The sequence below is a fragment of the Bacillota bacterium genome, from assembly GCA_012839765.1.
Taxonomy (GTDB): domain Bacteria; phylum Bacillota; class Limnochordia; order DUMW01; family DUMW01; genus DUMW01.
Map to the genome: position 1 here is coordinate 14327 of DUMW01000045.1, position 22883 is coordinate 37209.

At 54.1% G+C, this 22883-nt stretch carries 22 protein-coding genes and 1 other RNA gene; 18 read left to right on the forward strand and 5 right to left on the reverse strand.

The annotated features are described in order from the left end of the window. Positions 1 to 19: 19 nt before the first annotated feature. From ffs to GXX57_04670, 9 genes are all read left to right on the forward strand, one after another. Positions 20 to 285, forward strand: an RNA gene (gene ffs, locus GXX57_04630) — signal recognition particle sRNA large type. 92 nt (positions 286 to 377) lie between these two features. Then, complete coding sequence (dnaX, locus tag GXX57_04635) at positions 378 to 2048, forward strand: DNA polymerase III subunit gamma/tau (protein HHV43936.1); 1671 nt, start codon at positions 378 to 380, stop codon at positions 2046 to 2048. A gap of 19 nt (positions 2049 to 2067) precedes the next feature. Further along, positions 2068 to 2391, forward strand: coding sequence for a YbaB/EbfC family nucleoid-associated protein (locus tag GXX57_04640; protein ID HHV43937.1), 324 nt, complete (start codon positions 2068 to 2070; stop codon positions 2389 to 2391). Positions 2392 to 2412: 21 nt separating this feature from the next. Beyond that, positions 2413 to 3012, forward strand: coding sequence for a recombination protein RecR (recR, locus tag GXX57_04645; GenBank protein ID HHV43938.1), 600 nt, complete (start codon positions 2413 to 2415; stop codon positions 3010 to 3012). A gap of 70 nt (positions 3013 to 3082) precedes the next feature. Further along, positions 3083 to 4096: a LacI family transcriptional regulator gene (locus GXX57_04650; GenBank protein ID HHV43939.1), complete on the forward strand. Its 1014-nt coding sequence runs from the start codon at positions 3083 to 3085 to the stop codon at positions 4094 to 4096. 25 nt (positions 4097 to 4121) lie between these two features. Then, positions 4122 to 5276, forward strand: coding sequence for a Gfo/Idh/MocA family oxidoreductase (locus GXX57_04655; protein HHV43940.1), 1155 nt, complete (start codon positions 4122 to 4124; stop codon positions 5274 to 5276). Positions 5277 to 5307: 31 nt separating this feature from the next. Continuing rightward, positions 5308 to 5979: a hypothetical protein gene (locus GXX57_04660; GenBank protein ID HHV43941.1), complete on the forward strand. Its 672-nt coding sequence runs from the start codon at positions 5308 to 5310 to the stop codon at positions 5977 to 5979. Positions 5980 to 6000: 21 nt separating this feature from the next. Continuing rightward, the gene (locus GXX57_04665) at positions 6001 to 7089 is read left to right on the forward strand and encodes a Gfo/Idh/MocA family oxidoreductase (GenBank protein ID HHV43942.1); all 1089 of its coding nucleotides are present in this window, start codon (positions 6001 to 6003) and stop codon (positions 7087 to 7089) included. Positions 7090 to 7532: 443 nt separating this feature from the next. Further along, positions 7533 to 8222 (forward strand): hypothetical protein, encoded by a 690-nt coding sequence (locus tag GXX57_04670; protein ID HHV43943.1) that lies wholly within the window; start codon positions 7533 to 7535, stop codon positions 8220 to 8222. A 340-nt stretch (positions 8223 to 8562) separates the two neighbouring features. Here GXX57_04670 and GXX57_04675 read toward each other — a convergent pair whose 3' ends face one another. Next, a complete protein-coding gene (locus tag GXX57_04675; GenBank protein ID HHV43944.1) occupies positions 8563 to 9849 on the reverse strand; it encodes a tetratricopeptide repeat protein in 1287 nt (428 codons plus the stop codon). 246 nt (positions 9850 to 10095) lie between these two features. Between GXX57_04675 and GXX57_04680 the strand changes: the two genes are divergently transcribed. The 7 genes from GXX57_04680 to rsmI all read left to right on the forward strand — a co-directional run bounded on the left by GXX57_04680 (position 10096) and on the right by rsmI (position 15820). Next, a complete protein-coding gene (locus tag GXX57_04680) occupies positions 10096 to 10320 on the forward strand; it encodes a hypothetical protein (GenBank protein ID HHV43945.1) in 225 nt (74 codons plus the stop codon). Between the two features lie 275 nt (positions 10321 to 10595). Then, positions 10596 to 10796 (forward strand): sigma-G inhibitor, Gin, encoded by a 201-nt coding sequence (locus GXX57_04685; protein HHV43946.1) that lies wholly within the window; start codon positions 10596 to 10598, stop codon positions 10794 to 10796. Positions 10797 to 10852: 56 nt separating this feature from the next. Then, a complete protein-coding gene (locus GXX57_04690; protein HHV43947.1) occupies positions 10853 to 12265 on the forward strand; it encodes an arginine decarboxylase in 1413 nt (470 codons plus the stop codon). Between the two features lie 52 nt (positions 12266 to 12317). Next, complete coding sequence (gene tmk, locus GXX57_04695) at positions 12318 to 12947, forward strand: dTMP kinase (GenBank protein HHV43948.1); 630 nt, start codon at positions 12318 to 12320, stop codon at positions 12945 to 12947. 71 nt (positions 12948 to 13018) lie between these two features. After that, a complete protein-coding gene (locus GXX57_04700; GenBank protein ID HHV43949.1) occupies positions 13019 to 13990 on the forward strand; it encodes a DNA polymerase III subunit delta' in 972 nt (323 codons plus the stop codon). A gap of 32 nt (positions 13991 to 14022) precedes the next feature. Then, positions 14023 to 14964 (forward strand): stage 0 sporulation family protein, encoded by a 942-nt coding sequence (locus GXX57_04705; protein ID HHV43950.1) that lies wholly within the window; start codon positions 14023 to 14025, stop codon positions 14962 to 14964. After that, entirely contained in the window at positions 14945 to 15820 is an 876-nt protein-coding gene (gene rsmI, locus GXX57_04710; protein ID HHV43951.1) for a 16S rRNA (cytidine(1402)-2'-O)-methyltransferase, read from the forward strand. The genes GXX57_04705 and rsmI overlap by 20 nt, the downstream gene beginning before the upstream one ends. Here the strand turns inward: rsmI and GXX57_04715 are convergent. From GXX57_04715 to galT, 3 genes are all read right to left on the reverse strand, one after another. Beyond that, positions 15817 to 16086, reverse strand: a complete 270-nt coding sequence (locus tag GXX57_04715) for an AbrB/MazE/SpoVT family DNA-binding domain-containing protein (protein HHV43952.1) — start codon at positions 16084 to 16086, stop codon at positions 15817 to 15819. The two genes, rsmI and GXX57_04715, sit on opposite strands and share 4 nt — an antisense overlap. A gap of 141 nt (positions 16087 to 16227) precedes the next feature. Beyond that, positions 16228 to 17382 (reverse strand): galactokinase, encoded by a 1155-nt coding sequence (locus GXX57_04720; GenBank protein ID HHV43953.1) that lies wholly within the window; start codon positions 17380 to 17382, stop codon positions 16228 to 16230. A 17-nt stretch (positions 17383 to 17399) separates the two neighbouring features. Beyond that, positions 17400 to 18389 (reverse strand): galactose-1-phosphate uridylyltransferase, encoded by a 990-nt coding sequence (gene galT / locus GXX57_04725; protein ID HHV43954.1) that lies wholly within the window; start codon positions 18387 to 18389, stop codon positions 17400 to 17402. Positions 18390 to 18957: 568 nt separating this feature from the next. On the opposite strand from galT, the gene metG reads away from it, so the two are divergent. Further along, positions 18958 to 20871 carry a methionine--tRNA ligase gene (gene metG, locus GXX57_04730; protein ID HHV43955.1) on the forward strand — a complete coding sequence of 638 codons (1914 nt, stop codon included), beginning with the start codon at positions 18958 to 18960 and terminating at the stop codon, positions 20869 to 20871. 74 nt (positions 20872 to 20945) lie between these two features. Beyond that, complete coding sequence (locus tag GXX57_04735) at positions 20946 to 21707, forward strand: TatD family hydrolase (protein ID HHV43956.1); 762 nt, start codon at positions 20946 to 20948, stop codon at positions 21705 to 21707. Here the strand turns inward: GXX57_04735 and GXX57_04740 are convergent. Further along, positions 21704 to 22684 (reverse strand): NTP transferase domain-containing protein, encoded by a 981-nt coding sequence (locus GXX57_04740; protein HHV43957.1) that lies wholly within the window; start codon positions 22682 to 22684, stop codon positions 21704 to 21706. The genes GXX57_04735 and GXX57_04740 overlap by 4 nt on opposite strands. Between the last annotated feature and the right edge of the window lie 199 nt (positions 22685 to 22883).

The following is a 22883-nucleotide window of genomic DNA, read 5'->3' on the forward strand; positions in this document are numbered from 1 at the left end:
GTTTGACCAAAGAGTTTGACCGTGCTAGACGGGGAGGTAGCGGTGCCCTGTACCCGCAATCCGCTGCAGCGGGGTCGAATTCCCGTCGTGAGGTTTGTCTTATGTGGGGTCTGGCCGGAGTAAGTGGTGTTGACGAGTGGGTCTTGCGCAACGGAACCTTGTGAACCCCGTCAGGTCCGGGAGGAAGCAGCGGTAAGCAAGTCCTTCCGTGTGCCGCAAGGGTGCCTGCTAAGAGCTAACTGCTTCGGTATCGCCCGGATAAGCAAATCGATGACGGGTGCACGGTCATTTTTTTACCCAAAGGAATATGCAGTGGAGATAGCGAAGTACTACACTGTTGCCTGAATGATGCTCAGCAACAGGGAGGTCCCCAGTTCGTGGCATATCTTTCCTTATATCGCAAATGGCGGCCCCAGGGATTCGACGATGTGGTCGGTCAGGAACATGTGGTGCGGACCCTGAAGAACGCACTGGACGAAGGACGCATCGCCCACGCATATCTCTTTTCCGGCCCCAGGGGTACGGGGAAAACGACCCTGGCCAGGCTCCTGGCTAAGGGCCTAAATTGTGTCGAAGGTCCCACCAGTCAGCCCTGTAATCGGTGCGAGAATTGTACAGCCCTCAACTCGGGTTACGCAATGGATGTGATCGAGATCGACGGTGCCTCCAATCGAGGGATCGACGAGATCAGGGATCTACGGGAAAAGACCAGATATGCACCGGCCGCCGGACGCTACAAGGTATATATCATCGACGAGGTGCACATGTTGACCACCGAGGCCTTCAACGCACTGCTCAAGATCCTGGAAGAGCCTCCTGCCCATGTGCTTTTTGTTTTTGCCACCACTGAGCTCCATCGGATTCCAGCTACCATCATTTCCCGTTGCCAAACCTTTGATTTCCGTCGGTTTTCCAGTCAAGAGATCTATGCGCGCCTGGCCTATATCGCCCAGCAGGAGGGCTTTGAGATTGCAGAAGAGGCCCTCCGTTTGATTAGTCGACGGGCCGAAGGTGGTATGCGGGATGCCCTTGGAATCCTCGATCAGTGTGTTTCTTTCGCGGGGACCCGAGTGGATTTGGACTCAGTACTCCAGGTGCTGGGAACTGTATCCAAGGACACTTTGTTTAGGTTTGTGGCGGTGATCCTGGGTGGCGATGTGGCCACAGCCTTGGGGATCGTCAAAGAAGTCTTAGATGGCGGACACGATGCCCGCCAGTTCATTATCGATGTGGATCGTTGTCTGCGGGATCTTACCGTGGCCAAAGTGGTGGGGGCACAGACCGATGAGTTGATGGAGATGTCTTCCCAGGAGATCGGGCAGCTCTTGGAGCGGTTCCCCACGGTGACGGTGGATCGACTGTTGACGATCTATGATCTGTTTGCGGAGGCGGAAGCAGAGATTAAACGTTCTGCCGAAGTCAGATTGCCCCTGGAGCGGGCAGTGATTAGGGCTACCCATGAGGCTAGCCAGCCTTCGATGGAAGATTTATTGCAGCGGATTGAGGAATTAGAGAAGCAGGTGGCCTCCTTGTGTGAGGCCCGGGTGGCTGCGGTTGAAGTGGAAAAACCCGCAACCGAAAAACCATCGACTGTAGCCCCCCAGGAGCCTGCGGCAAGGAAAGAGACCCCGACCCCGGCCGCCGAGGCGAGGCAAGGGGGGAAGACGGAGCAACAGGTGCTTGCCCGGCTGCAGACGGACTGGGAACGGATCATCCGTCGGTGCAGGGAAGATCGGCGGGTAGATATTGAGGCCTTCCTCAAGGAGGCGGTTCCGACGGATCTAGCCAACGGGGTGTTGGTCTTATCCTTTTCCCAGGACAAACGTTTCCATAAGGCTAGCGTGGAACAGCAGAAGAACAAGGAATATGTGGAACGGTTTTTCAGTAAGGTGACTGGCCAGCGCATCACCGTGCAATGCCGTTTCATGAAGGAAGGAAAGACCCCAAAAGATCCGGAGGAGAAAGCCCTGATTGACGATCCGGTACTGGAGGCGGCCTTGAAGTTTTTCCCGGGAACAGTGACGAAGATTGACGAGCCTGGGGATTAGGTTTTGAGGAGGAAGTAGTATGAGCAGTCAGATGCGCAAGATGATGAAAGAAGCAAAGAAGATGAAGAATCAACTGATCAAGCTCCAGGAAGAGATTAGTCAGAGGACCGTGGAGGCCACCGCCGGGGGCGGTGTAGTGAAAGTAGTGGCCAATGGTAACTTGGAGATCCTAGAGATCAAAATTGACAAGGACATTGTTGATCCGGAAGATATCGAGATGCTGCAGGATCTGATTCTGGCTGCGGTAAACGAGGCCATCCGCAGCGCCCAAAAGATGTCCGAAGAGGCTATGCAGTCCCTGACCGGCGGTCTTAGTCTTCCTGGACTAGACGGTCTGTTATAGTCTTGAGGGGATGAACCGTCAATGGTGGCGTATGCACGGCCCCTGGCCCGGCTAATTGATGAACTGGTTAAGCTCCCGGGGATTGGCCCGAAGACGGCCCAAAGGCTAGCTTTTGAGATTATCAGTTGGTCTCCGGGGGAAGTGAAGCAGTTGGCCGAGGCCATTGTGGAAGCAAAAACCCTTTTGCGGTATTGCTCTGTATGTTTTAATCTGACGGAGCAGGATCCCTGTCAGATTTGTAGTAATCCTAATAGGGAGCGTAGCTCCATTTGTGTGGTGGAACAGCCCAAGGACGTCATTGCCATGGAGAAGACTAGGGAGTTTCGGGGGCTGTACCACGTGTTGCATGGTGTCATTTCCCCCATGGACGGTATCGGCCCCAATGATATCCGCATCCGTGAACTGTTGAGCCGCTTGAAGGACAGTGGCGTGGCGGAGGTTATCGTGGCCACGGACCCCGATGTGGAGGGGGATGCTACCGCAATGTATATAGCCCGGATCCTGAAGCCCATGGGCCTGAAGGTTACCCGGATGGCCAGTGGGTTGCCGGTGGGTGGAGACCTGGAGTATGTGGATGAGGTGACCTTGGCCAAGGCCCTGCAAGGGCGGCATGAACTGTAGACTATTGATACCAATTTGAGCGGTTTTATGTACATGAAAATGTACACGTGTACTAGGTGGAGGTAAAGCAATGGCTACCCGGGATGAGGTTGCAAAACTAGCTGGTGTTTCTGGAGCCACTGTGTCCAGGGTGTTCAACAATCAACCGGGAGTGGCTTCAAAGACCCGCAAGCTGGTTTTAGAGGCGGCCCAAAAGTTGAACTACTATCCCAACAGCAACGGAAGGCGGTTGGTGAGCCAACGGAGCAATACCCTGGCGGTGTTGGTTCCCTATGTATCGGACAAAGTACATATCTTTTACCGGCACTATTTTGCCGAGATCCTAAGTGGTATCGCCCAGGCTGCCAACGACAGGGGATACGACATGCTGGTCAAATTCTATCCCATCGGCGAAAGTCCTGCGCTCAGTTGCCTTAGCATCCTCGGTGAAAAGAAGGCTGATGGGGCCCTAATCTTGGGAGCCTTCGCTGATGATCCTCAACTGGTACAACTTTGTGATGCTGCGGTTCCCTTTGTTCTTATTGGTGGAGTATCGACCTGCCCCAATGTCTCCTTTGTGGACGGAGACCACCGACAGGGTGCGCGGGACGTGGTGGATTATCTAGTGCGCTTGGGTCATCGTCGTATTTGCTTTGTTAACGGTCCCTGGGAATACTCCAACAGTCGAGATCGTTATGCGGGTTATGTGGAGGGTTTAGAAGCTGCCGGATTGCCGGTGGATGCAAATCTTGTCCTCACCGGTCGGTACAGCCGCACTAGCGGCTACCAGTTGGTGGATGAAATCCTGGCCAGGTCACCGGACGCCATCTTTGCTGCCAACGACCGGATGGCCTTTGGTGTGTATCAGGGTTTGCGGGAACGAAGGATTAAGATTCCCGAGGATTTCAGTCTGGTAGGCTACGATGACTCCGAACTAGCCCAATCCATGGAACCGCCTTTGACCAGCGTGCGGGTGCCCCTATATGAAATGGGAATCCATGGTGCACAGATAGTCCTGGACATGTTAGGGGAGCCGGAATACTCTCCCGTGCAACGACTTTTGCCCACTTGGCTGGTGCCTCGTCAGTCGGTGGGTAGTAGATAAACATCAACAGAAAGGAGCAGCCATGATGCAAACCTTGAATGTGGGTCTAATTGGGTACAAGTTCATGGGGAAGGCACATAGTCATGCTCTGAAGGATGTTGGGATGTTTTTCGATCTGTCGGTGAAGCCTGTGATGAAAGTCATTTGCGGTCGGGATGAAGCGGGAGTGGCTAAGGCGGCCCAACAGTACGGTTGGGAGGAGTTCACCACCTCCTGGGAGGAGTTGGTGACCCGGGACGACATCCAGATCATCGATATCACCGCGCCGAGCAATGCCCACAAGGAGATTGCCATCGCCGCGGCCCGACACGGCAAGCATATCTTCTGTGAGAAGCCCTTGGCCTTGACCTTGGAGGACGCAGAGGAGATGCTGGAAGCGGTGACCGCTGCGGGTGTGAAACACATGGTGGGGTTCAACTACCGCCGGGTGCCCGCCATCATGCTAATCAAACAGATGATCGATTCCGGCAAACTGGGGAAGATTTATCATTTCCGGGGTACTTATCTACAGGACTATATCATCGATCCCAATTTCCCTCTGGTTTGGCGGCTGCGGAAGGAGATCGCCGGTTCTGGTTCCCTCGGGGATCTAGGTGCCCATACCATTGACCTGGCCCGGTGGCTGGTTGGGGAGTTTGACGAAGTGGTGGGGATGAGCGAGACCTTCATTAAAGAACGGCCCCTGCCCACAGAAATGGCTGGACTTAGTGCCGCCAGTTCTCAAGATGCGGAGCTGGGGGAGGTTACCGTGGACGATGCTACGGCCTTCCTCGCCAGGTTCAAGAACGGAGCCCTGGGAACCTTTGAGGCCACCAGGTTCGCTGCCGGACACCGGAACGGCAACTGTTTTGAGATCAATGGCAGTAAGGGTAGTGTCTATTTCAATTTCGAACGGATGAACGAGCTGCTCTACTACTCCACCGAAGATGAAGAGGGCTTACAAGGATTTCGGCGGGTTCAGACCACTGAAGCCATCCATCCCTATATGGAAGCCTGGTGGCCCGCTGGACACATCATTGGCTATGAGCATACCTTCATCCACGAGATGAAAGACTTCCTGGAGGCCATCGTCTATGACCGCATGCCGGAACCGAACTTCTTCGACGGTGTGGCCTGCCAGAAGGTATTGGACGCGGTGGAAAAATCCATCGAAGGTCGTTGTTGGGTCAAAGTTGACTAATCAGCAAACTTAGAAAGGAAGCGAGAGTATCATGACGAAGAAGGCACTTATCGTTCAAGGTGGCTGGGATGGGCACGAGCCCGTGCAGGTTTCGGAGCTTTTCCGGGACATTCTAACGGAGGAAGGGTTTGCGGTAAGGGTTGAGGATACCCTCGACGCCTTCCTCGACGAAGAGGAATTGTTGTCCTTGCATCTTATCGTTCCGGTCTGGACCATGGGCAAGATTACCCAGGCGCAGCTTAACCCGGTTTTGAAGGCTGTGGCCGGCGGTGTGGGAATCGCCGGTTGTCACGGAGGGATGTGTGATGCCTTTAGGGAGTGTGTGGATTGGCAGTTCATGACCGGAGGCAATTGGGTGGCCCATCCTGGAAACGATGGCACCGAGTATGTGGTAAACATCAAACGGGGTTCTAGTCCCATTGTGGAAGGGATTGAGGACTTTACCGTGAAAAGTGAGCAGTATTATCTCCACGTGGATCCGGCAGTGGAGGTCTTAGCCACCACTCGTTTTCCCACCGCAGATGGCCCCCACGTAACCAACGGGCCGGTGGATATGCCGGTGGTGTGGACGAAGCGTTGGGGCAAGGGCCGCGTCTTCTATTGTTCCTTGGGACATCATGCGGACATCGTGGCCATGAAACCGGTAAAGACCATCATGCGCCGGGGGTTTTTGTGGGCCGCGGAAGGCAAGGATTTGGCCTGACAAGAGGGGAGGAGCTAGAGGATGGAACCGATGAAGGTCGGTGTGGTTGGTTGCGGTAACATCAGCGGAATCTACTTTACTAACCTGCAGCGATTGCCTGGAGTGACGCTGGTGGCTTGTAGTGATCTGATCCCCGAACGGGCTCAGGCCAAGGCCGCTGAGTTTGGGATTAAAGCCTGCAGTGTGGAGGAATTACTAGCAGATCCACAGATCGATATCGTCCTTAACCTGACGATCCCCAAGGCCCACGCGGAAGTGAACCTAGCGGCCTTGGAAGCGGGCAAGCACGTTTACGTGGAAAAGCCCTTGGCCATCAGCTTGGAGGACGGAAGGAAGACCCTGGAGCTGGCAGCTCAAAAGGGGTTGCGGGTGGGTTCTGCCCCGGATACCTTCCTCGGCGGGGGACTACAGACCTGCCGTAAATTGATTGACGATGGGGCCATAGGCACTCCTGTGGCGGCTACCGCCTTCATGACCTGTCCAGGCCATGAAGGGTGGCACCCTGACCCCGAGTTCTATTACAAACCCGGTGGCGGTCCCATGTTTGACATGGGCCCCTATTACCTTACTGCGCTGGTTTCCCTCGTTGGGCCCATCCGGGAAGTGACGGGCATGACAAGGATTACCTTCCCCGAGCGGACGATCACCAGCGCTCCCAAGTACGGACAAAAGATCAAAGTGGAGGTTCCCACCCATGTGACGGGACTGATGCAATTTGCCAACGGGGCCATTGGGACCATCATTACCAGCTTCGACGTCTGGGGAGCCCATCTGCCCTGGATTGAGATCTACGGTAGTGAAGGTAGTCTTGCTGTGCCTGATCCCAACAACTTCGGGGGTCGGGTATTGTTGAAGAGACAGGGGGACTCCGAATGGAAGGAAGTGCCCCTCACCCATGGCTATGCGGAGAACTATCGTGGACTGGGAGTGGCTGACTTGGCCCACGGGATCAAAAACAATAGGCCCCATCGGGCCAGCGGGGAACTGGCCAATCACGTGTTAGAAGTGATGCACGGTTTTCACATTGCATCAGACCAAAGGGGCTTTTATCGGGTGGAAAGCACCTGCCAGCGCCCTGCGGCGCTACCGGTGGATGGTAGTCTAGACTAGGGAAACAAGAGAAACCGTCCGCATCCTTTCACGAACGAAGCTCCCGGGGATCTCTAAGGCTACTCGGTTCGTCGCCGAATACCGGAAAAGGAACTACTGTGAAATCAACGGCTTTAGGGGTAGTGTCTATTACAGCTTCGAAGGGATGAGCGAACTGTTTTAGTACTCCGAAAAGGATTTATCCGGTTCTCGGCGAATTCCAAACCAACGAAGCTACCTGTCCCTTTATGGAGGCCTAATGGACCGCTGGACATATCGTTGGTTGTGAACATACCTTCATTCTCGAGACGAAATACCTCCTGGAGGCCATCGCCTGTCGGAACCGAAGTCTTTCGACGGCGTGGCCTGCCAGAAGGTATTGGACGCGGGGGCAAGATCCAGCGAAAATCGTTGTTGAGTCTAAGGAGACTAATCGGGAGCATTGGAAAGGAAGCGAGAACGTCATGGAGAAGAAGGCACTTATCGTTCGAGGCGGCTGGGACGGACACCAGCCGGTGGAGGTTTCGGAAGTCTTCAGGGACATCCTGACCGAAGAAGGGTTTGCGGTGAGGGTAGAAGAAACCCTTGATGCCTTTCTCGACGAAGAGGAATTGTTGTCCTTGCATCTCATCGTGCCGGTCTGGACCAACGGCAAGATCACCCAGGCGCAGCTCCAGCCGGTTCTGAAGGCTGTGGCCAGTGGTGTGGGGATTGCAGGTTGTCACGGCGGTATGTGTGCTGCCTTCAAGGAATGTGTGGACTGGCAGTTCATGACCGGTGGCTATTGGGTGGGCCATCCCGGAAACGATGGTGTAGAGTATGTGGTGAACATCAAACGGGGTTCTAGCCCTATCGTGGAGGGCATTGAGGACTTTACCGTGAAAACTGAGCAGTACTATCTTCACGTGGACCCGGTGGTGGAGGTCTTGGCTACCACTAGATTCCCTACCGTCGATGGCCCCCACGCTGCCAACGGGCCGGTGGATGTGCCGGTGGTGTGGACGAAACGCTGGGGCAAAGGCCGGGTCTTCTATTGTTCCCTAGGACATCATGCGGACATTTTACTCATCGAACCGGTGAAAACCATCATGCGCCGAGGGCTTTTGTGGGCCGCAGAGGGCAAAGACTTGGCCTTGCAAGAGGGGAAGAGCTAAAGGACGGAACCGATAAGATTTTTGGTCTGTCTGTTCCCAACGGTTTCGGTGGCAAGCCACCGTCGAAGAGGAGGGGGGACTTCGCAAGGAAGGAAGTCCCCTTACTCATGGTTATGCGGAAGACTTTCGGGTCCTGGGGGGCCGACTTGGTCCACAAGACCAGGAATTGCAGGCCCCATCGCTGGCCAGCCACATGCTGGAAGAGTCCACGGTTTTCATATCGCCTTAGACCATAGGGGTCTTTGCCAGGCGCAAAGCACTGCGGGCGCTGCCGGTGGATGGTAGTGAGGAATAGAGAAAGAGAAAAACCCCCGCATCTTTTGTGATGGGGGGGTTCTTTTTAACTGATGCTTTCGAACATATCTCCGGCTTTGGAAAGCAGCTCCTGAGCCTTTTCCGTGTCGCCTAGCTGCTGATACACCAATCCCAGTTGGTATGTGGCTGCAGCGGTCTGTTTGGCGTTTTCCGCTTGGGCCGGGGCATGGGGCTGCTGGGCCTTCAAGGTAGCCAAAGCCGTCTCTAGATGGTTTTGGGCTGCGGTGTAGTCCTTCAATTGACGATACACCTTGCCTAAGGCGATCTGCACCGGCACCTGCGCGACGGGATCTTCCAACATACCCAAAGCCTTCTCGAGATATTCTACCGCTTCCTTGTGTTTTTGCTGGCTGCTCAGGACAAACCCGTATTCTTCGTACAGTAGTGGTTCAAGATCCGCTGCCGGTTCTTCTTGCAACAAAGCCTCCGCTGTCTGCAATCGCCGGTAGGCTTCTTCCAGCTGGTTCTGTTCCCGATGAATCACCGCGAGGTTAATGTTAAGCCTGGCCATTTCCCTTTTCGGTCCTTTGGTCACTTGCAGGAAAGCCAAGGCATCCACGGTGTATTCCAGAGCTTCCTTCAGACGGCCTTGGGCATGGAAGACATAGCCCATGGTGGTCAGTACCGAACCGTATTCGAAGTAATCGTTGTTTTCCCGGCTCAGTTTCATGACCTGCTGCAGATAATTCAGGGCTTCGGGATAGTTGCCCAAAAGGGCGTGGGTTTTGCCCAGTCCGATGAAGATCTTCAGTTCCAAGTGGGGTTCGATGATGTCCGCATGGTTCATCAGTTCACGGGCAAGCTCAAAGGCAGTCTTCGCGGTGTCGTACCAACCCAAGTTGTGACAAATTGCACCGTAAAGGTAGTGGGCCTGCACCGTGAGGAAGTCATCCCCCGCAAGCTCTAATTCCTCGATGGCGTTCTTAATGGGTTCCAAAGCACCGTTCATATCCTCCTGCCCGATGTAGCACCGGGCGAGGTTCAAATAGATGCGGCCCCGGGAATAGAAATCGTCCACGGCCACCTCTTCCAGTGCCTCTTCATAAAGACCGATGGCCTGATTCCACCGCTCCTTTTTTTCACAACTGCGGGCAACCGCCAAGGTCTTCTCTAACCGATGATTAAGTTCCCGGATTGGAGTGGTGGTTTCGTCATCGAGAAAGAAGCTTATGGGTTTGTTCAACCGCTGCGCGATGATTTGCAGGCTCTTTAGGGATGGGTTGGCTTCGTTCTTTTCCAGCTGACTGATAAAACTCTTCGTGAAATCATCTCCAGCCAATTCCTGCTGCGTCATGTTCAAGCGCTTGCGCATCCGACGTATTTTTTCACCAAGGGTTACCTGGGTCACGTGACACACCACCTTCATCTGGCCCTTATGTTCATAAAAGCTGAACGCAAATCCAACTTACCATATAAATGGACGGGAGTCAAACGAAATATGGTCCAGAAGGTCTTGACAATAGGTAAAGTGGTTGTTATCATAGGGGTGTCGGCAAGGGGGGGCCGGTGGGGACAAGTCGCCCCAGGCCACTTTACATAGGAACGGAGGTGAGCTTCGTTGCGGCTGAAAATGCGGCTGCCAGCTCTGTTGTTGAGTGCGGTGTTGGTTATAGCGGTGTTTTCAGGCATCTTGCTTTCCGCCCCGGAGGCAGCATCCATGGTGGAAGGTTCCCAGGCCCGGATGTCCATTCCACCGATCAAGCCCTTCGGAGAGGAAAAAGTAGCGCGCATGTCCATCCCGCCTATTAAGCCCTTCAGCGATGGTTCCTCGGCTTCTGCCTAAAGATAGTCTCGTTGGACTCACAGCGCATTATTCTATGATCAGACCGTCCAATGGTCGGGTGACGCACTCACGCGTCACCCCCTTGTCCAATATAAGTTGACAGCCAATCCGAAGACTCTTTCCTTTCTTAGTTTATCCCCTCGTCCCTAGTCACTGCCGCCCTTTTCCTGCATAGAATAGAACAACAGGTTAATTGGGCTTGCTCCGGGGAGCAGGGAAAGGGGAAGATGTGTGTAATATAGTAGTATGGAAGCGAAGAGTGAGGCGGTGACCCTATGGATGGCCTAGCAAAGGATGCTTGTCTGATTTGTCGGGAGGAGCCCAAGACAGGGGTAACATTCTGCAATACCACCCTTTGTAGCGCCTGTGAACGGCTGATCCTGCAGATTTCCCCGGGGGATCCCGGGTATGAACGGATAGTGGAGCAAATCAAGGAGTTTTGGGTGCGGAATCCAGCCTATATCAGCTTGGCTTAGTGTCCAGGTGCTTCGCCGTATATTACTTTCTCGTATCTTTTGGAGAGTTTGATAGGTTGCAGAACTTGACACCATATCTATCTGGTCTTTTAGCCTATGTAAGGCGGGGGATTGTTCCCTTCCATACACCGGGCCATAAACAAGGGCGGGCACTGCCTAGTGTCTTGGCCGAGTGTCAGGAACACTGGGCCGCGCTGGATCTGTCCGATGTGGTGGAATGTCCAAGCTTGGATCATGCCGAGCCGTTGGTGCTACAGGCGGCGGAGAAACTGGCCGCGGAGCTATATGGGGTCCATTCCACCCTTTTTTTGTCTAATGGGACAAGCCAGGGGATCATCGGGATGCTGTTGGCGGCAGGGTTTGGCCGGAGAGTGCTTCTTTCCCGGAATTGTCACATTTCCGCGGTGCGGGGCTTGATCCTGAGTGGTGCAACTCCCCAATGGCTACCGGTTATTTACGATGAATCCTGGGGCCTGGTGGTGGGGGTAGATTTAGAAGTCCTAAGGAACCTCACACCGGGTTTCGAAGCTGCCCTCATCGTCCATCCCACCTATCATGGTTTTGTGAACGACTTTACATTGCTGCGGGATTTCTGCCGGGCCGGTGAGGTCAAGTTGCTGGTAGACGAGGCCCATGGACCCCACTTCATTGCCCATCGGCATCTGCCAAAATCCGCGGTGACTTGGCCCGAGGCTACTGCCGTGGCCCAAAGCCCCCATAAGATCCTCGGTGCCTTCACCGGTGCATCCTGGTTACATCTGGTCCAGGCCTGGGAGGGCTTGGAAGCATGTGTCCGGCTGGTCCAATCCACCAGCCCCTCACCCTTGTTGTTTGCTTCCTTGGATGCTGCCCGTTGGCAACTGGCCCAGGAAGGCCCCAGTCTTTTCGGACAGACATTACAACTGGCCGAGGAGCTTCGGGAGGAGATCTCCCGGATCCCGGGGCTTTGGTGCCCAACGCCGGAGCAGTTAAAGGCTAAGGGGATCGTTGATTTTGATCCCCTGAAGCTTTTGATCTTCGTGGACCAGTTGGGAATAAGTGGTATCCAGGCGAAAAGGTTCCTCCGGGATCGAGGAATTGAAGCGGAGTTGGCGGATCCCCACAGCGTGCTTTTTATCCTGACCCCCGGGGATGATGAAAAGACCGCCAAGACTTTGCTCCGGGGACTGGCCTGTTTGAGTCGGGAATTGCGGGGGAGGGGGGCCGCGGTTCCCGTACTACACTGGCCTTCCCTGCCTCCCCAACGGTTGATTCCCCGGGAAGCCTTCTTTGCACCTGGAGAAGAGTTGGATATTAGGAGTGCACGGGGGCGGATCGCCGCGACGGTGCTAGCGCCCTATCCGCCCGGTATACCGGTGCTTGTCCCGGGGGAAGAGATTACGGAGGAGATCATTGCCTATGTGGAGCAGGCGTTGGCTTTAGAGGTGAGCTTTAACCATGATCCCTTAAGGATCCGAGTGGTGAAATAGAGGGAAGGAGTGTGGAGCCATCCGGTAAGGAACGCGGAGGCTCGGGTTTGAGATGAATTTGGGAAAACTGATTACCTTCGAAGGAATCGATCGCACCGGAAAGTCCACCCAGTTGGAATTGGTGAAGGATTGGTTGACGAAGCAAGATATTCCGGTCTTGATGACTCGACAGCCGGGGGGGACATCGGCCGGTGAGGTGATCCGGAAGCTAATCCTGTCCGGTAGCTGCTCCCTAGATCCCAAGGCGGAGCTACTTTTGATGATGGCGGACCGGGCCCAGCATGTGGCCGAAGTGATCCTTCCGGCTTTGGAACAGGGCATGGTGGTCCTTTGCGATCGGTTTGTCGATTCTTCGGTGGCCTACCAGGGATATGGAATGGGATTAGATTTGGAGTTGATCGATCAGCTTAACAAGTGGACCACCCAGCAGTTGATCCCTGTGTTGACCGTACTTTTCGATCGACCGGTGGACTTTTCCTTCGGTGGGGAGCGTCCTGGGGATCGTATCGAGAGCAGGGATCGGGCCTTTCAAGAGCGGGTGCGCCAGGGCTTTTTGGCTCTGTACCGGCGAGAACCACAGCGAATTGTGCGTGTTGATGTGGTAAACAAATCCCCGGAAGAGATCTTCGCGGAAGTCCGGCCGGTAATTGCTAGGGCCCTTGGTTTGTCCGATGCATCCTAGAAAGACGGACAAGGGTGTTCCGCCGTGGTATAATGATCAGTAATCGGGCCCACAAAAGGGAAGGGGATAGGATGTCTGGGGTATTAGACCTGAATCAGATCGTCGGGCATGAGATGGTGCGACAGGTTCTGCAGCGGGCCATTGCCGAAGGGCGGGTCGCTAACGCCTATTTGTTCCATGGACCTAGTGGGGTGGGTAAGACTACTACCGCCTTCGCCTTTGCTAAGGCACTGCATTGTGTGGAGGGAACCGGTACCGACGGCTGTGCCAGTTGCCAGCGCTATGACGCGGGAGTGGCCCATCCGGACCTCATTGTCCTGGACGGGACCGAGGGAGCTTTGAAAATCGATCAGATCCGCCGGATGCAAGAACAGCTGAACTATAAAGCCCAGTCCGGTGGGTACAAGGTCTGTATCATGATCGGGGCGGATCAGATAACGGTTCAGGCGGCCAACAGTGCTTTGAAGGTTTTGGAGGAACCCCCGGGGCAAAGCGTGATCATCCTCACCGGGGAAAGCCCTTCCCAGTTTCTACCCACGATCCTATCCCGCTGTCAGGTGTTAGCCTTTCAGCCCGTTGCTGTGGAAGTGTTGGCCCGACATTTGATTAGCCTGGGTAGTAGCGAAAGCCAGGCCCAAATCCTGGCCCGACTTTTCGAAGGACGGGTGGGCACCGCGGTGAACGCGCTATCCAGTGACGTTCTGGATATGCGTAACACTATGCTGGGTTATCTCCGGGATGTGCAGGGACATGGATGGGCGGGTCTGTACAGTGATAGCACCCTCTGGGAGAAGGAACGGGTCCAGGGCCGGTTGGCCTTAAAGATCATGTTATCCTGGTACAGAGACCTGCTTCTGATCAAGACCGGTACCAGGGAGAACCTGGTGAACTTTGACTGGGAAGGTCCTTTGGAGGAAGCGGCCAAGAGATACGCGCTGGACGACTTGTTGCAGATTACCCAAGCCATTGAAGGGGCGTTGAACTATCGGCAGGGTACAGGCTATTACCGGATCTACCTGGACAGGATTTTGTCCCTGCTTTGATCCGCAGTAAGTCACGATAGGAGAATGAATATATGGCAACAGTTGTGGGTGTTCGCTTCAAGAAAGCGGGTAAGATATATTATTTCGATCCAGGGGACCTGGATCTGGTGGAAAATGATCTGGTGATCGTGGAGACGGCCCGGGGCATGGAAGCAGGTACCGTGGTTATCGGCCGGAAGGAAGTACCGGAAGAGGAAATCAGTCAACCTCTGAAGGCGGTGCTCCGTAAGGCTACTTCCGAGGACGAACAACAGATACGGGAAAACAAACAGAAAGCAAAGGAGGCCTTCGGCATCGGCCTCAAGAAGATCGCGGAACACCAGCTGCCGATGAAGCTGATCGACGTAGAGTACACCTTTGATAATAGCAAGATCATCTTCTATTTCACTGCCGAAGGACGTGTGGATTTCCGCGAGCTGGTGAAGGATCTTGCGGCGATCTTCCGTACCCGTATTGAGCTGCACCAGATCGGGGTGCGGGATGAGGCCAAGATGATTGGCGGCCTTGGTCCCTGCGGACGGGCCATGTGCTGCACTACTTTCCTGGGGGATTTTGAACCAGTCTCGATCAAGATGGCCAAGGAGCAGAATCTTTCCCTGAATCCCGCGAAGATCTCCGGGATCTGTGGACGACTGATGTGTTGTCTCAAGTTTGAACGGGATCTATATCGGGAGACGCCCAAAGGGGAGGAGGATGCGGAACAGGAATGCAGCTGTCCCTGCTCTCAGGAATGTACCGAGGAGATTGTCGAGGACACTGGTGAGGGAGTAGTGGAAATGGAGTCGGAGGTGGAAGTGCCGGAAGAGGCCGAGGTGGAAGTAGAACAGGAAGAGACGGCCCCTGCGGAGGAAGAAACGGCCAAGGCTCAAAAACCAAGCAAGCAGGGCAAGAAGAAACGGCGTCCTAAGTACAGGAAAAAAAAGAAGAAGCGTCCCAAAGAAAAGGGAAATGGAAATGGAAACCAAGGACAATAAACGGACATCAAAAGGAACCTTATATATCTGCGCTACGCCCATCGGCAATCTGGAGGACATTACCCTGCGGGTCTTGCGGGTATTGCAAGAAGTGGACCTAATTGCCTGCGAGGATACCAGGCGTACCCGGCAGCTTCTGGAGCATTATCAGATCAAGAACGCCCGGTTGGTGAGTTATCACGAGCATAATGAACAGGAGCGGACCGATGAGCTGATCGCGGCTTTGGAAGCAGGACAAGATGTGGCTTTGGTATCCGACGCAGGCACCCCTGGCATAGCAGATCCTGGGTTCGTGGTGGTTCGGAAAGCGCTCGAGGTGGGGATTCGGGTGACTTCTCTGCCGGGGGCCTGCGCAGCCATTGCGGCCTTGGTGATGAGTGGCTTAACCACCGATCGATTCTATTTCCATGGTTTTCTACCGCGAAAAGAAAGCAAGCGCATCCGCGAACTGGAAAGGATGAAGGAACAGGTAGGTACCCTCATTTTCTACGAGGCTCCTCATCGCATCGTTGCCTGTCTGACAGATTTGCTCCAAGTCTTTGGGCCTAGACCCGCGGTGTTGGTCCGCGAGTTGACAAAGCTCCACGAGGAAATGTGGACCGGTACCCTGGAAGAACTTCTCCACCGCACCAGACAGCAGCCACCTAAGGGGGAGATTGTCCTCTTGGTGCAGGGCACAACAACTCCCCAGCCAACTGCTAATCATGACGTCCTGGCCCTGATCCAGGAGCTGATGAAATCAGGTGTAGACAAGAAAACCGCTGTTTCGGTTACCGCGAAGATAACCAATCTCCCCAAAAAGGAAATCTACAATCAAGTAGTGGAACTTCCCCCTTATTGGACGGAGAAAGACTAGGCAGTTTCTGTCTTATTGTCAGGCAGTTCCTTGAGCTCTGCCAAACACCGAGCACACAGGAGTTTCCCCTTGAAACTGGTCAAGCCATCGGTACTGTTACAGATCACACAGGACGTCTCATATTTTTTCAGAACGATGGTGTTCTGATCTCCCACGTAGATTTCCACGGGATCCCGTTCTGCCAGTCCAATGGTCATCCGCAGTTCCTTAGGAATAACGATCCTACCCAGACTGTCTAGGCGACGTACCATACCTGTGGGTTTCATGCAAATCCCTCCCTTGGAAGAATTATCTTCCTTTTTAGTAAGTAAAGTATACCACAGGGGGGAGAACGTCGTAAAGAAAAATCTGGGGATTGCTGAAGTTTTTTCAAAGGGAGGTGGGCCGAAGCCCACCTCGGAAGGGCATTACAGTTTGCGGCTGGAGGCACCATCGGCGGCAGTGACGATGTAGATTTCCGGTTCCAGTTGGGTCCGGGCGGGATACTCCCTTTCGATTCTCGAACAGAGTTCTTCCACTTGCTCTCGGGCTACCAAAGTAATGGTGCAGCCCCCGAAACCAGCACCGGTCATTCGGGAACCCAGGACTCCGTCAGTGTCCAGGGCAATCTCGGTGAGGATGTCCAGTTCCCGGCAGCTCACTTCGTAAAGGTCTCTGAGGCTGGCATGGGATTCGTTCATGAGCTGGCCTGCCTTCGCCAGATCATTGTTCTTGAAAGCTTCCACCGTGTCTAGTACCCGCTGGTTCTCTTTTACCACATGTTCACACCGCTTGGCCACGGTGGGAGATAGGAGATCACGGTGCTTTTCGAAATCCTCCACAGAGACATCCCGCAGTTTTTGGATCCCGGGGAGGACGGTGCGTAGTACCTCCACGCCCTCTTCACATTCGGCCCGGCGCCGATTGTATTCTGAATCTACTAAGCCCCTTTTAACGCCGGAGTTGACCACGACAAAGGCATGGTCATCCATGATCATGGGGACCAACTCATACTCCAAGGACCGGCAGTCCAAGAACAGAGCATGATCCTTCTCACCTAACCGGGAGATGAATTGATCCATGATACCGCAGGCCACACCCACGAATTCGTTCTCCGCCCGTTGGCAGAGTTTCACCATTTCCACTGGATCCATGGAAAACCCCGCCACCGCTTCGGCAAACATGGCTGTCGCTACTTCGAACCCCGCGGAGGAGGAAAGCCCGGCTCCCCGGGGGATGTTGCCGGAGATGACCATGTTCATGCCAGGCAGTTTATATTGTTCCTGCAAATACAGCAGTACTCCCCGGATGTAATTGCTCCAAGTCTCCCGCTTAGAATGCTGGATGTCATCCAGGGGGAAGCGGGTGCTGCGGTTGAAATCTAGGGAGTAGACGTGGACTTCCCGGTCCGGACGCCTTGCCCCCACTATGTTCAAGGCTCTGTCGATGGCGATGGGTAATACGAAACCATCGTTGTAGTCTGTGTGTTCTCCAATCAGGTTTACGCGTCCGGGCCCCCGGGCATGGAAAAGCTCATCGGCCTGGCCAAAACGCTGATGATAGGCTTCAATAAGACGTTGCATCCGATTACCTCCCTAGGCTAGTCTATTTCCTCGAAGGATGCGGGTGGCGTGTTCCGCAACCGTTCTGCGGATTGTTCCGGCAACGTATCGTTGATGAAAGTTCCTGCACCGGATTCGCACCCCGCCAGATATTTCAGCTTTGTCTCCGTGCGGTTGGGCGGGTAGAACTCAATATGGAAATGGGCATGGTTGTTTTCTTGCCCGTCGGTGGGTGCCTGATGCATGATCATCATGTATGGCAAGGAAAAGCTAAAGAGATTGTCATACTTGGAGATCACCAGCTTTAGGATGCGGGCCAGGGATCTTTGCTCCTCTTCGTTGAACTCCAACAGGGAGCGGCGATGGTCCCGGGCATAGATGTGTATCTCATAGGGGTAACGGGCCGTAAAGGGGATAAAGGCCACAAAGTCTTGGTTCTCGGCGACGATCCGTCGTCCGTCCGCCAGTTCTTCTCCCAGAACGTCACAGTGCAGACACTTACCTGTTTCTTCCATGTATTCCTTGGATGAGTTCAGCTCGCGCCCCACTTTGGGTGGGATGAAGGGGAAGGCATAGATCTGCCCATGGGGATGTTGCAGGGTGACACCAATGGCGTCGCCTTTATTCTCAAAGATGAACACATATTTGATCTCCTCGCGGCTGCCCAGCTCCTCATAACGGTCGGTCCAGACCTTAATGAGATTGGTGATATGCTCCACGGACATTTCCGTTAACGAAGAGTCATGTTCAGAGCTATACAGAACCACTTCGCAGACGCCTTTGGCCAGATCCACCGGGTGGAGGGCGGTTCCTTCCACCGCAGGTTCAGGAGGGTTCGGTTGCAGGGAGGGGAATTTGTTCTGGAAGACCACGATCTCGTAGTTTTCAGGTACCTCCGTGGGATAGCCCCCTGGTTCCGTGGGACAAAGGGGACAAAAATCCCGGGGGGGTTTGTATGTGCGGTCCTGTCGATGGGTGGCGGTAATCACCCATTCCCTCTGAATTGGATCCCAACGTAGCTCAGACACTGGACTTTTCCTCCTTATTGCTCTGATCTTCCTTATTGCAGGATTTGCAGGTGGACTTCTCTTTGAAGCTGTAGTATATCAAATAGCGTCCATCGTCTTTGATAATCCTTCTTTTCTCCATACTTCAAACCCCTTTCCGTCGGTATATCCCTAGACGTATCCATTAGTCCAATCGGTTTGGGGCGGCGGTGTCCTTTACCGGGGGAAAACCCCCACATGCTAAGGACGGACGGTACGGCCTGCCCCTTATATAGGTTAACATAAGAGGTAAGAAAAGGACCAGCCTCCAGGTAAGTTTGCGATGTTGATGGGTTAAACTCGTGGAAGACCTTGGACACCCTATCAATACTTCTGCTTGTCTATGGTTTATCCTGCCCGAGGTTGACAAATAAATGCAGGCGGGGTATAGTAGTGCAAAAGGCGGCAAACATTACCCTAGAGGGGTAATGCCTGGTTTTTTTGATCGTGAGGAAAGCTTTGCTATACTCAACGGGACTTTTCCACCCCTCCCTGTTCCAAGAGGGGATTTTTTTGATCGGCACAGAACCGATGAAAGGGGCAAGGTACAATGAGCAAGGATACTTACTATATAACTACTCCCATTTATTATCCTAGTGATCGATTGCATATCGGACACGCCTATACGACGGTCATCGCGGACGCCCTGGCACGGTACCATCGTTTTCTAGGTAAGAAGGTGCTGTTTATTACCGGCTCTGATGATCACGGGCAGAAGATCGAGAAGATTGCTGCCAGTCGCGGGGTCACCCCCAAGGAGTATGTGGACGGGATCGTGGCCACCTTTAGGCAGCTTTGGACGCGATTGAATATTTCTTACGACGATTTCATTCGTACTACCGATGAGCGGCATCAGCGGGTGGTGCAGGAGGTCTTCCAGCGGATCTACGACCGGGGTGACATCTACAAAGGCTACTACGAAGGGTGGTACTGTACCCCCTGTGAAGCCTTTTGGTTGGAAAGCAAATTGGAGGATCACAAATGTCCTGACTGTGGGCGACCGGTGGAGCTGCTGAGAGAAGAGGCCTATTATTTCCGTATCTCCAAGTATGCTGATCGTCTGCTCGCATACATCGAGGAAAACCCCGATTTTATCCAGCCCGCAAGCCGGAAGAACGAGATGGTGCAGTTTATCAAAAGCGGACTGGAAGATCTTTGTGTCACCAGGACCGGATTTAGCTGGGGGGTACCAGTCCCCATGGCACCGGGCCACGTTATTTACGTATGGTTTGATGCGCTGACCAACTATCTTACCGGTTGTGGTTATCTGCAGGATGAAGAACTGTTTAAGACCTTCTGGCCTGCTGATTTACACCTGGTGGGTAAAGAGATCACCCGTTTCCACACTATCATCTGGCCCATCATCCTCATGGCCCTGGACCTGGAACTTCCCAGGCAGGTCTTCGGTCACGGTTGGCTGCTTCTGGATAGTGATAAGATGTCGAAATCCAAGGGCAACGTGGTAGATCCCAATGAGCTCATTGATGAGTTCGGGGCCGATGCCATCCGGTACTTCCTTCTGCGGGAGATCTCCTTCGGCAGCGACGGGAACTTCTCCGTAGAGGCCTTGATCCAGAGGATCAATGCGGATTTGGCTAACGATTTGGGGAATTTACTCCATCGTAGTCTTAGTATGATCAAAAAATACTTCGACGGGGTTATTCCCACACCGGGTCCGGAGGAGGAGCTGGATCGTGATCTGCGCACCATGGCGGAGCGGACCTGCCAGACGGTGGACAGGCATCTGGAACAGCTGGAGATCAATGAGGCCTTGGAGGCGATCTGGGCCTTCATTGGCCGGACGAACAAGTATGTGGATGAAAGTGCGCCATGGAATGTGGCCAAGGCAGAGGATAGGGAGCGCCTGGCCCGCATCATGTATAACCTAGGCGAAGCTTTGAGGCTCATCGCACAATTGGTGTGGCCCTTCATTCCCACTACGGCGGAACGCATGCTGCAACAACTAGGGGTGAAAGAAGAGTTCAGCGTTAAGCACCGGCAGTGGGGTGGTTTGAAACCCGAGACTGCCACCAACCCGGCCGAACCCCTCTTCCCTCGGATCGATATTAAGGAACGGGAAGCGGCCTTAGCAGCTAAAGAGGCCAGTAAAGCCGAAACCGAAGCCTCTAAGCCGGAAGAGGAGTTCATTTCCATCGAGGACTTCCAGAAGGTGAAGCTGCGGGTGGGGAAAGTGATCCAGGCCGGGCCCCATCCCAACGCGGACAGACTCTTGGTTCTAAAGGTGGACCTGGGCGATGAGGTGCGGCAGGTTGTGGCGGGGATCGCCCAGCATTATGCCCCTGAGGACTTGGTCGGCAAGCGTGTCGTGGTGGTGGCCAATCTCAAGCCAAGCAAACTGCGCGGAGAGATTTCCGAGGGAATGGTGTTGGCCGCTGTGGATGGCAAGGATCTCGGCCTGATCACCGTGGATAAAGACCTCCCCGCCGGAAGTATTGTGCGGTAAGGACTGCTTGATATGTAACTGAGAAAGGGAGGGAGCCGGGTATTTACCTTGAGGTAAACTACCCGGCGCCGTTTATGTTTGTGGACAGTCATGCCCATGTGAACAATGATCGTTTGCTTAAAGATGAGGCGGAGGTCATTGCCCAGGCTGAAGCTGCCGGTGTCCAGGTGATAGTGAATGTGGGTTGGGACCTGCCTTCGTCTAAGAGGGCCGTGGAGCAGGCGGAGAAGTATCCAGGGGTCTACGCCGCGGTGGGGATTCATCCCCACGATGCCAAGACCTACACCGAAGAGGCTCTCGCAGAATTGGCGCGCCTGGCAAAGCATCCAAAGGTGGTGGCCTTGGGCGAGATGGGCCTAGATTACTATTACGACAATTCTCCCCGGGATCAGCAACGATTCGTGTTTAAGCAACAGCTGGAACTGGCTCGCAAATTGGGTCTTCCGGTGATCATCCACAACCGGGATGCCCATGGAGATACCTGGGAGATCCTCCAAAGGCAGGAAGTGGTGGGGGGCGTCATGCATTGTTATTCCGGCAGCGTGGAGTTAGCGAAAAAACTGCTGGACAGAGGATTCTATCTGGGGTTTGCTGGCCCCATCACTTTCAAGAATGCGGTCAAACCTGTGGAGGTGGTGAACCAGGCCCCGATGGAGCGGATTTTGGTGGAGACCGATTGCCCCTACCTGACACCAGAGCCCCATCGCGGAAAACGCAATGAACCAGCCTTTGTAACCTACGTTGCCCAAAAAGTGGCGGAAATCAAAGGCTTGGAGGTTGACGAAGTGGCCAGGATCACCACCGCTAACGCTAAGAGCCTATTCAAGATTGGCTAACAGGTGAACTTGATGGCGGAAGAGTCGCCGATATTCAGCTGGGTGAAGTTGCCTTCTACCGCTGCATGCTCGCCGATCAGGGAATTGGACAAGAGTATGTTTTCTACCTTGGCCCCTTCGTTGATGATGGAGTCTCGGACGATGGAGTTGGAGATTTCCGCTCCATCGGCTACCGAGACGAAGGGACCAATGATGGAATTGGATATTTTCGCCGACTCCGGAATGTAGACCGGAGGAATCAAGATGGAGCCGGGGATCTCCGGTGGTGGACCGTTCTTTCCCAACAGACACCGGTTGGTGGCTAGGAGCGTCTCCGGCTGACCGCAGTCGTACCACTCTTGCACATCAAAGACCGACAGTTTGAACCCTCTTTCTACCATCAATTGGAGGGCATCGGTTAGTTGATACTCGCCCTTGGAGCGAATCCCCCGATCCATGATTTCCTGCAGGACAGCGAAGAGAGGTGCTGATTCATTGATGTAATAGACCCCTACCACCGCCAGGTTGGTGGGTGGATCCGTCGGTTTTTCCACCAGCCTAGTGATGAGCCCATCCTGTAATTCCACAATGCCGAACTTTTCCGGATTATCCACAGCCTTGACGCCGATGCAACTTTGGCCGCTCTCGAGCGCTGTGGCTAGATCCGCCTCGAAGACCGTGTCTCCCAGAACAATAAGCACAGGCTCGTTTTCTGGGAAGATGTCCTTGGTCAGATAGATGGCATGGCCCAGTCCCTTTCGTTCGGCCTGGTGGACAAAATGCACTTTGAGATCGTAGTTTGCCTGAACGTACTCCACGATCTTTTCGCCCAGATACCCTACAACCAGCACCACTTCGGTAATTCCCACGGGAATCAGGATATCCAGAATATGCCCAAGAATGGGCTTGCCAGCCACGTGGACCAAGGCCTTAGGTACAGTGTGGGTCTGGGGACGAAGTCGTGAACCGATTCCGGCAACAGGTAAGATTGCTTTCATCTGGTGTTAGGCAAAGCCATAGCCCTGTCGAGGGGACTTTGCCTATCCTCCTTTCAGCTCCTAGGGAACTAGGGATGCTCTCCGTACGGGTGTATAGGAAAGTAATTCTGGTTTCAATAGGCAATTCCTGCATAAAAAGAGAGCAGTTAGAGGTTCTAGCCAAAGCAACATGCCCTAACTTACGAGCATAACGGGTAGA

Coding starts and splice junctions, on each gene's coding strand:
- tmk (HHV43948.1), top strand. CDS start 12,318: ATGAATTTGGGAAAACTGATTACCTTCGAAGGAATCGATCGCACCGGA.
- metG (HHV43955.1), top strand. CDS start 18,958: ATGAGCAAGGATACTTACTATATAACTACTCCCATTTATTATCCTAGT.
- GXX57_04665 (HHV43942.1), top strand. CDS start 6,001: ATGGAACCGATGAAGGTCGGTGTGGTTGGTTGCGGTAACATCAGCGGA.
- GXX57_04685 (HHV43946.1), top strand. CDS start 10,596: ATGGATGGCCTAGCAAAGGATGCTTGTCTGATTTGTCGGGAGGAGCCC.
- rsmI (HHV43951.1), top strand. CDS start 14,945: ATGGAAACCAAGGACAATAAACGGACATCAAAAGGAACCTTATATATC.
- GXX57_04675 (HHV43944.1), bottom strand. CDS start 9,849: ATGCGCAAGCGCTTGAACATGACGCAGCAGGAATTGGCTGGAGATGAT.
- GXX57_04715 (HHV43952.1), bottom strand. CDS start 16,086: ATGAAACCCACAGGTATGGTACGTCGCCTAGACAGTCTGGGTAGGATC.
- GXX57_04705 (HHV43950.1), top strand. CDS start 14,023: ATGGCAACAGTTGTGGGTGTTCGCTTCAAGAAAGCGGGTAAGATATAT.
- GXX57_04655 (HHV43940.1), top strand. CDS start 4,122: ATGCAAACCTTGAATGTGGGTCTAATTGGGTACAAGTTCATGGGGAAG.
- GXX57_04640 (HHV43937.1), top strand. CDS start 2,068: ATGAGCAGTCAGATGCGCAAGATGATGAAAGAAGCAAAGAAGATGAAG.
- recR (HHV43938.1), top strand. CDS start 2,413: ATGGTGGCGTATGCACGGCCCCTGGCCCGGCTAATTGATGAACTGGTT.
- GXX57_04670 (HHV43943.1), top strand. CDS start 7,533: ATGGAGAAGAAGGCACTTATCGTTCGAGGCGGCTGGGACGGACACCAG.
- GXX57_04650 (HHV43939.1), top strand. CDS start 3,083: ATGGCTACCCGGGATGAGGTTGCAAAACTAGCTGGTGTTTCTGGAGCC.
- GXX57_04660 (HHV43941.1), top strand. CDS start 5,308: ATGACGAAGAAGGCACTTATCGTTCAAGGTGGCTGGGATGGGCACGAG.
- GXX57_04735 (HHV43956.1), top strand. CDS start 20,946: ATGTTTGTGGACAGTCATGCCCATGTGAACAATGATCGTTTGCTTAAA.
- GXX57_04700 (HHV43949.1), top strand. CDS start 13,019: ATGTCTGGGGTATTAGACCTGAATCAGATCGTCGGGCATGAGATGGTG.
- GXX57_04740 (HHV43957.1), bottom strand. CDS start 22,684: ATGAAAGCAATCTTACCTGTTGCCGGAATCGGTTCACGACTTCGTCCC.
- GXX57_04720 (HHV43953.1), bottom strand. CDS start 17,382: ATGCAACGTCTTATTGAAGCCTATCATCAGCGTTTTGGCCAGGCCGAT.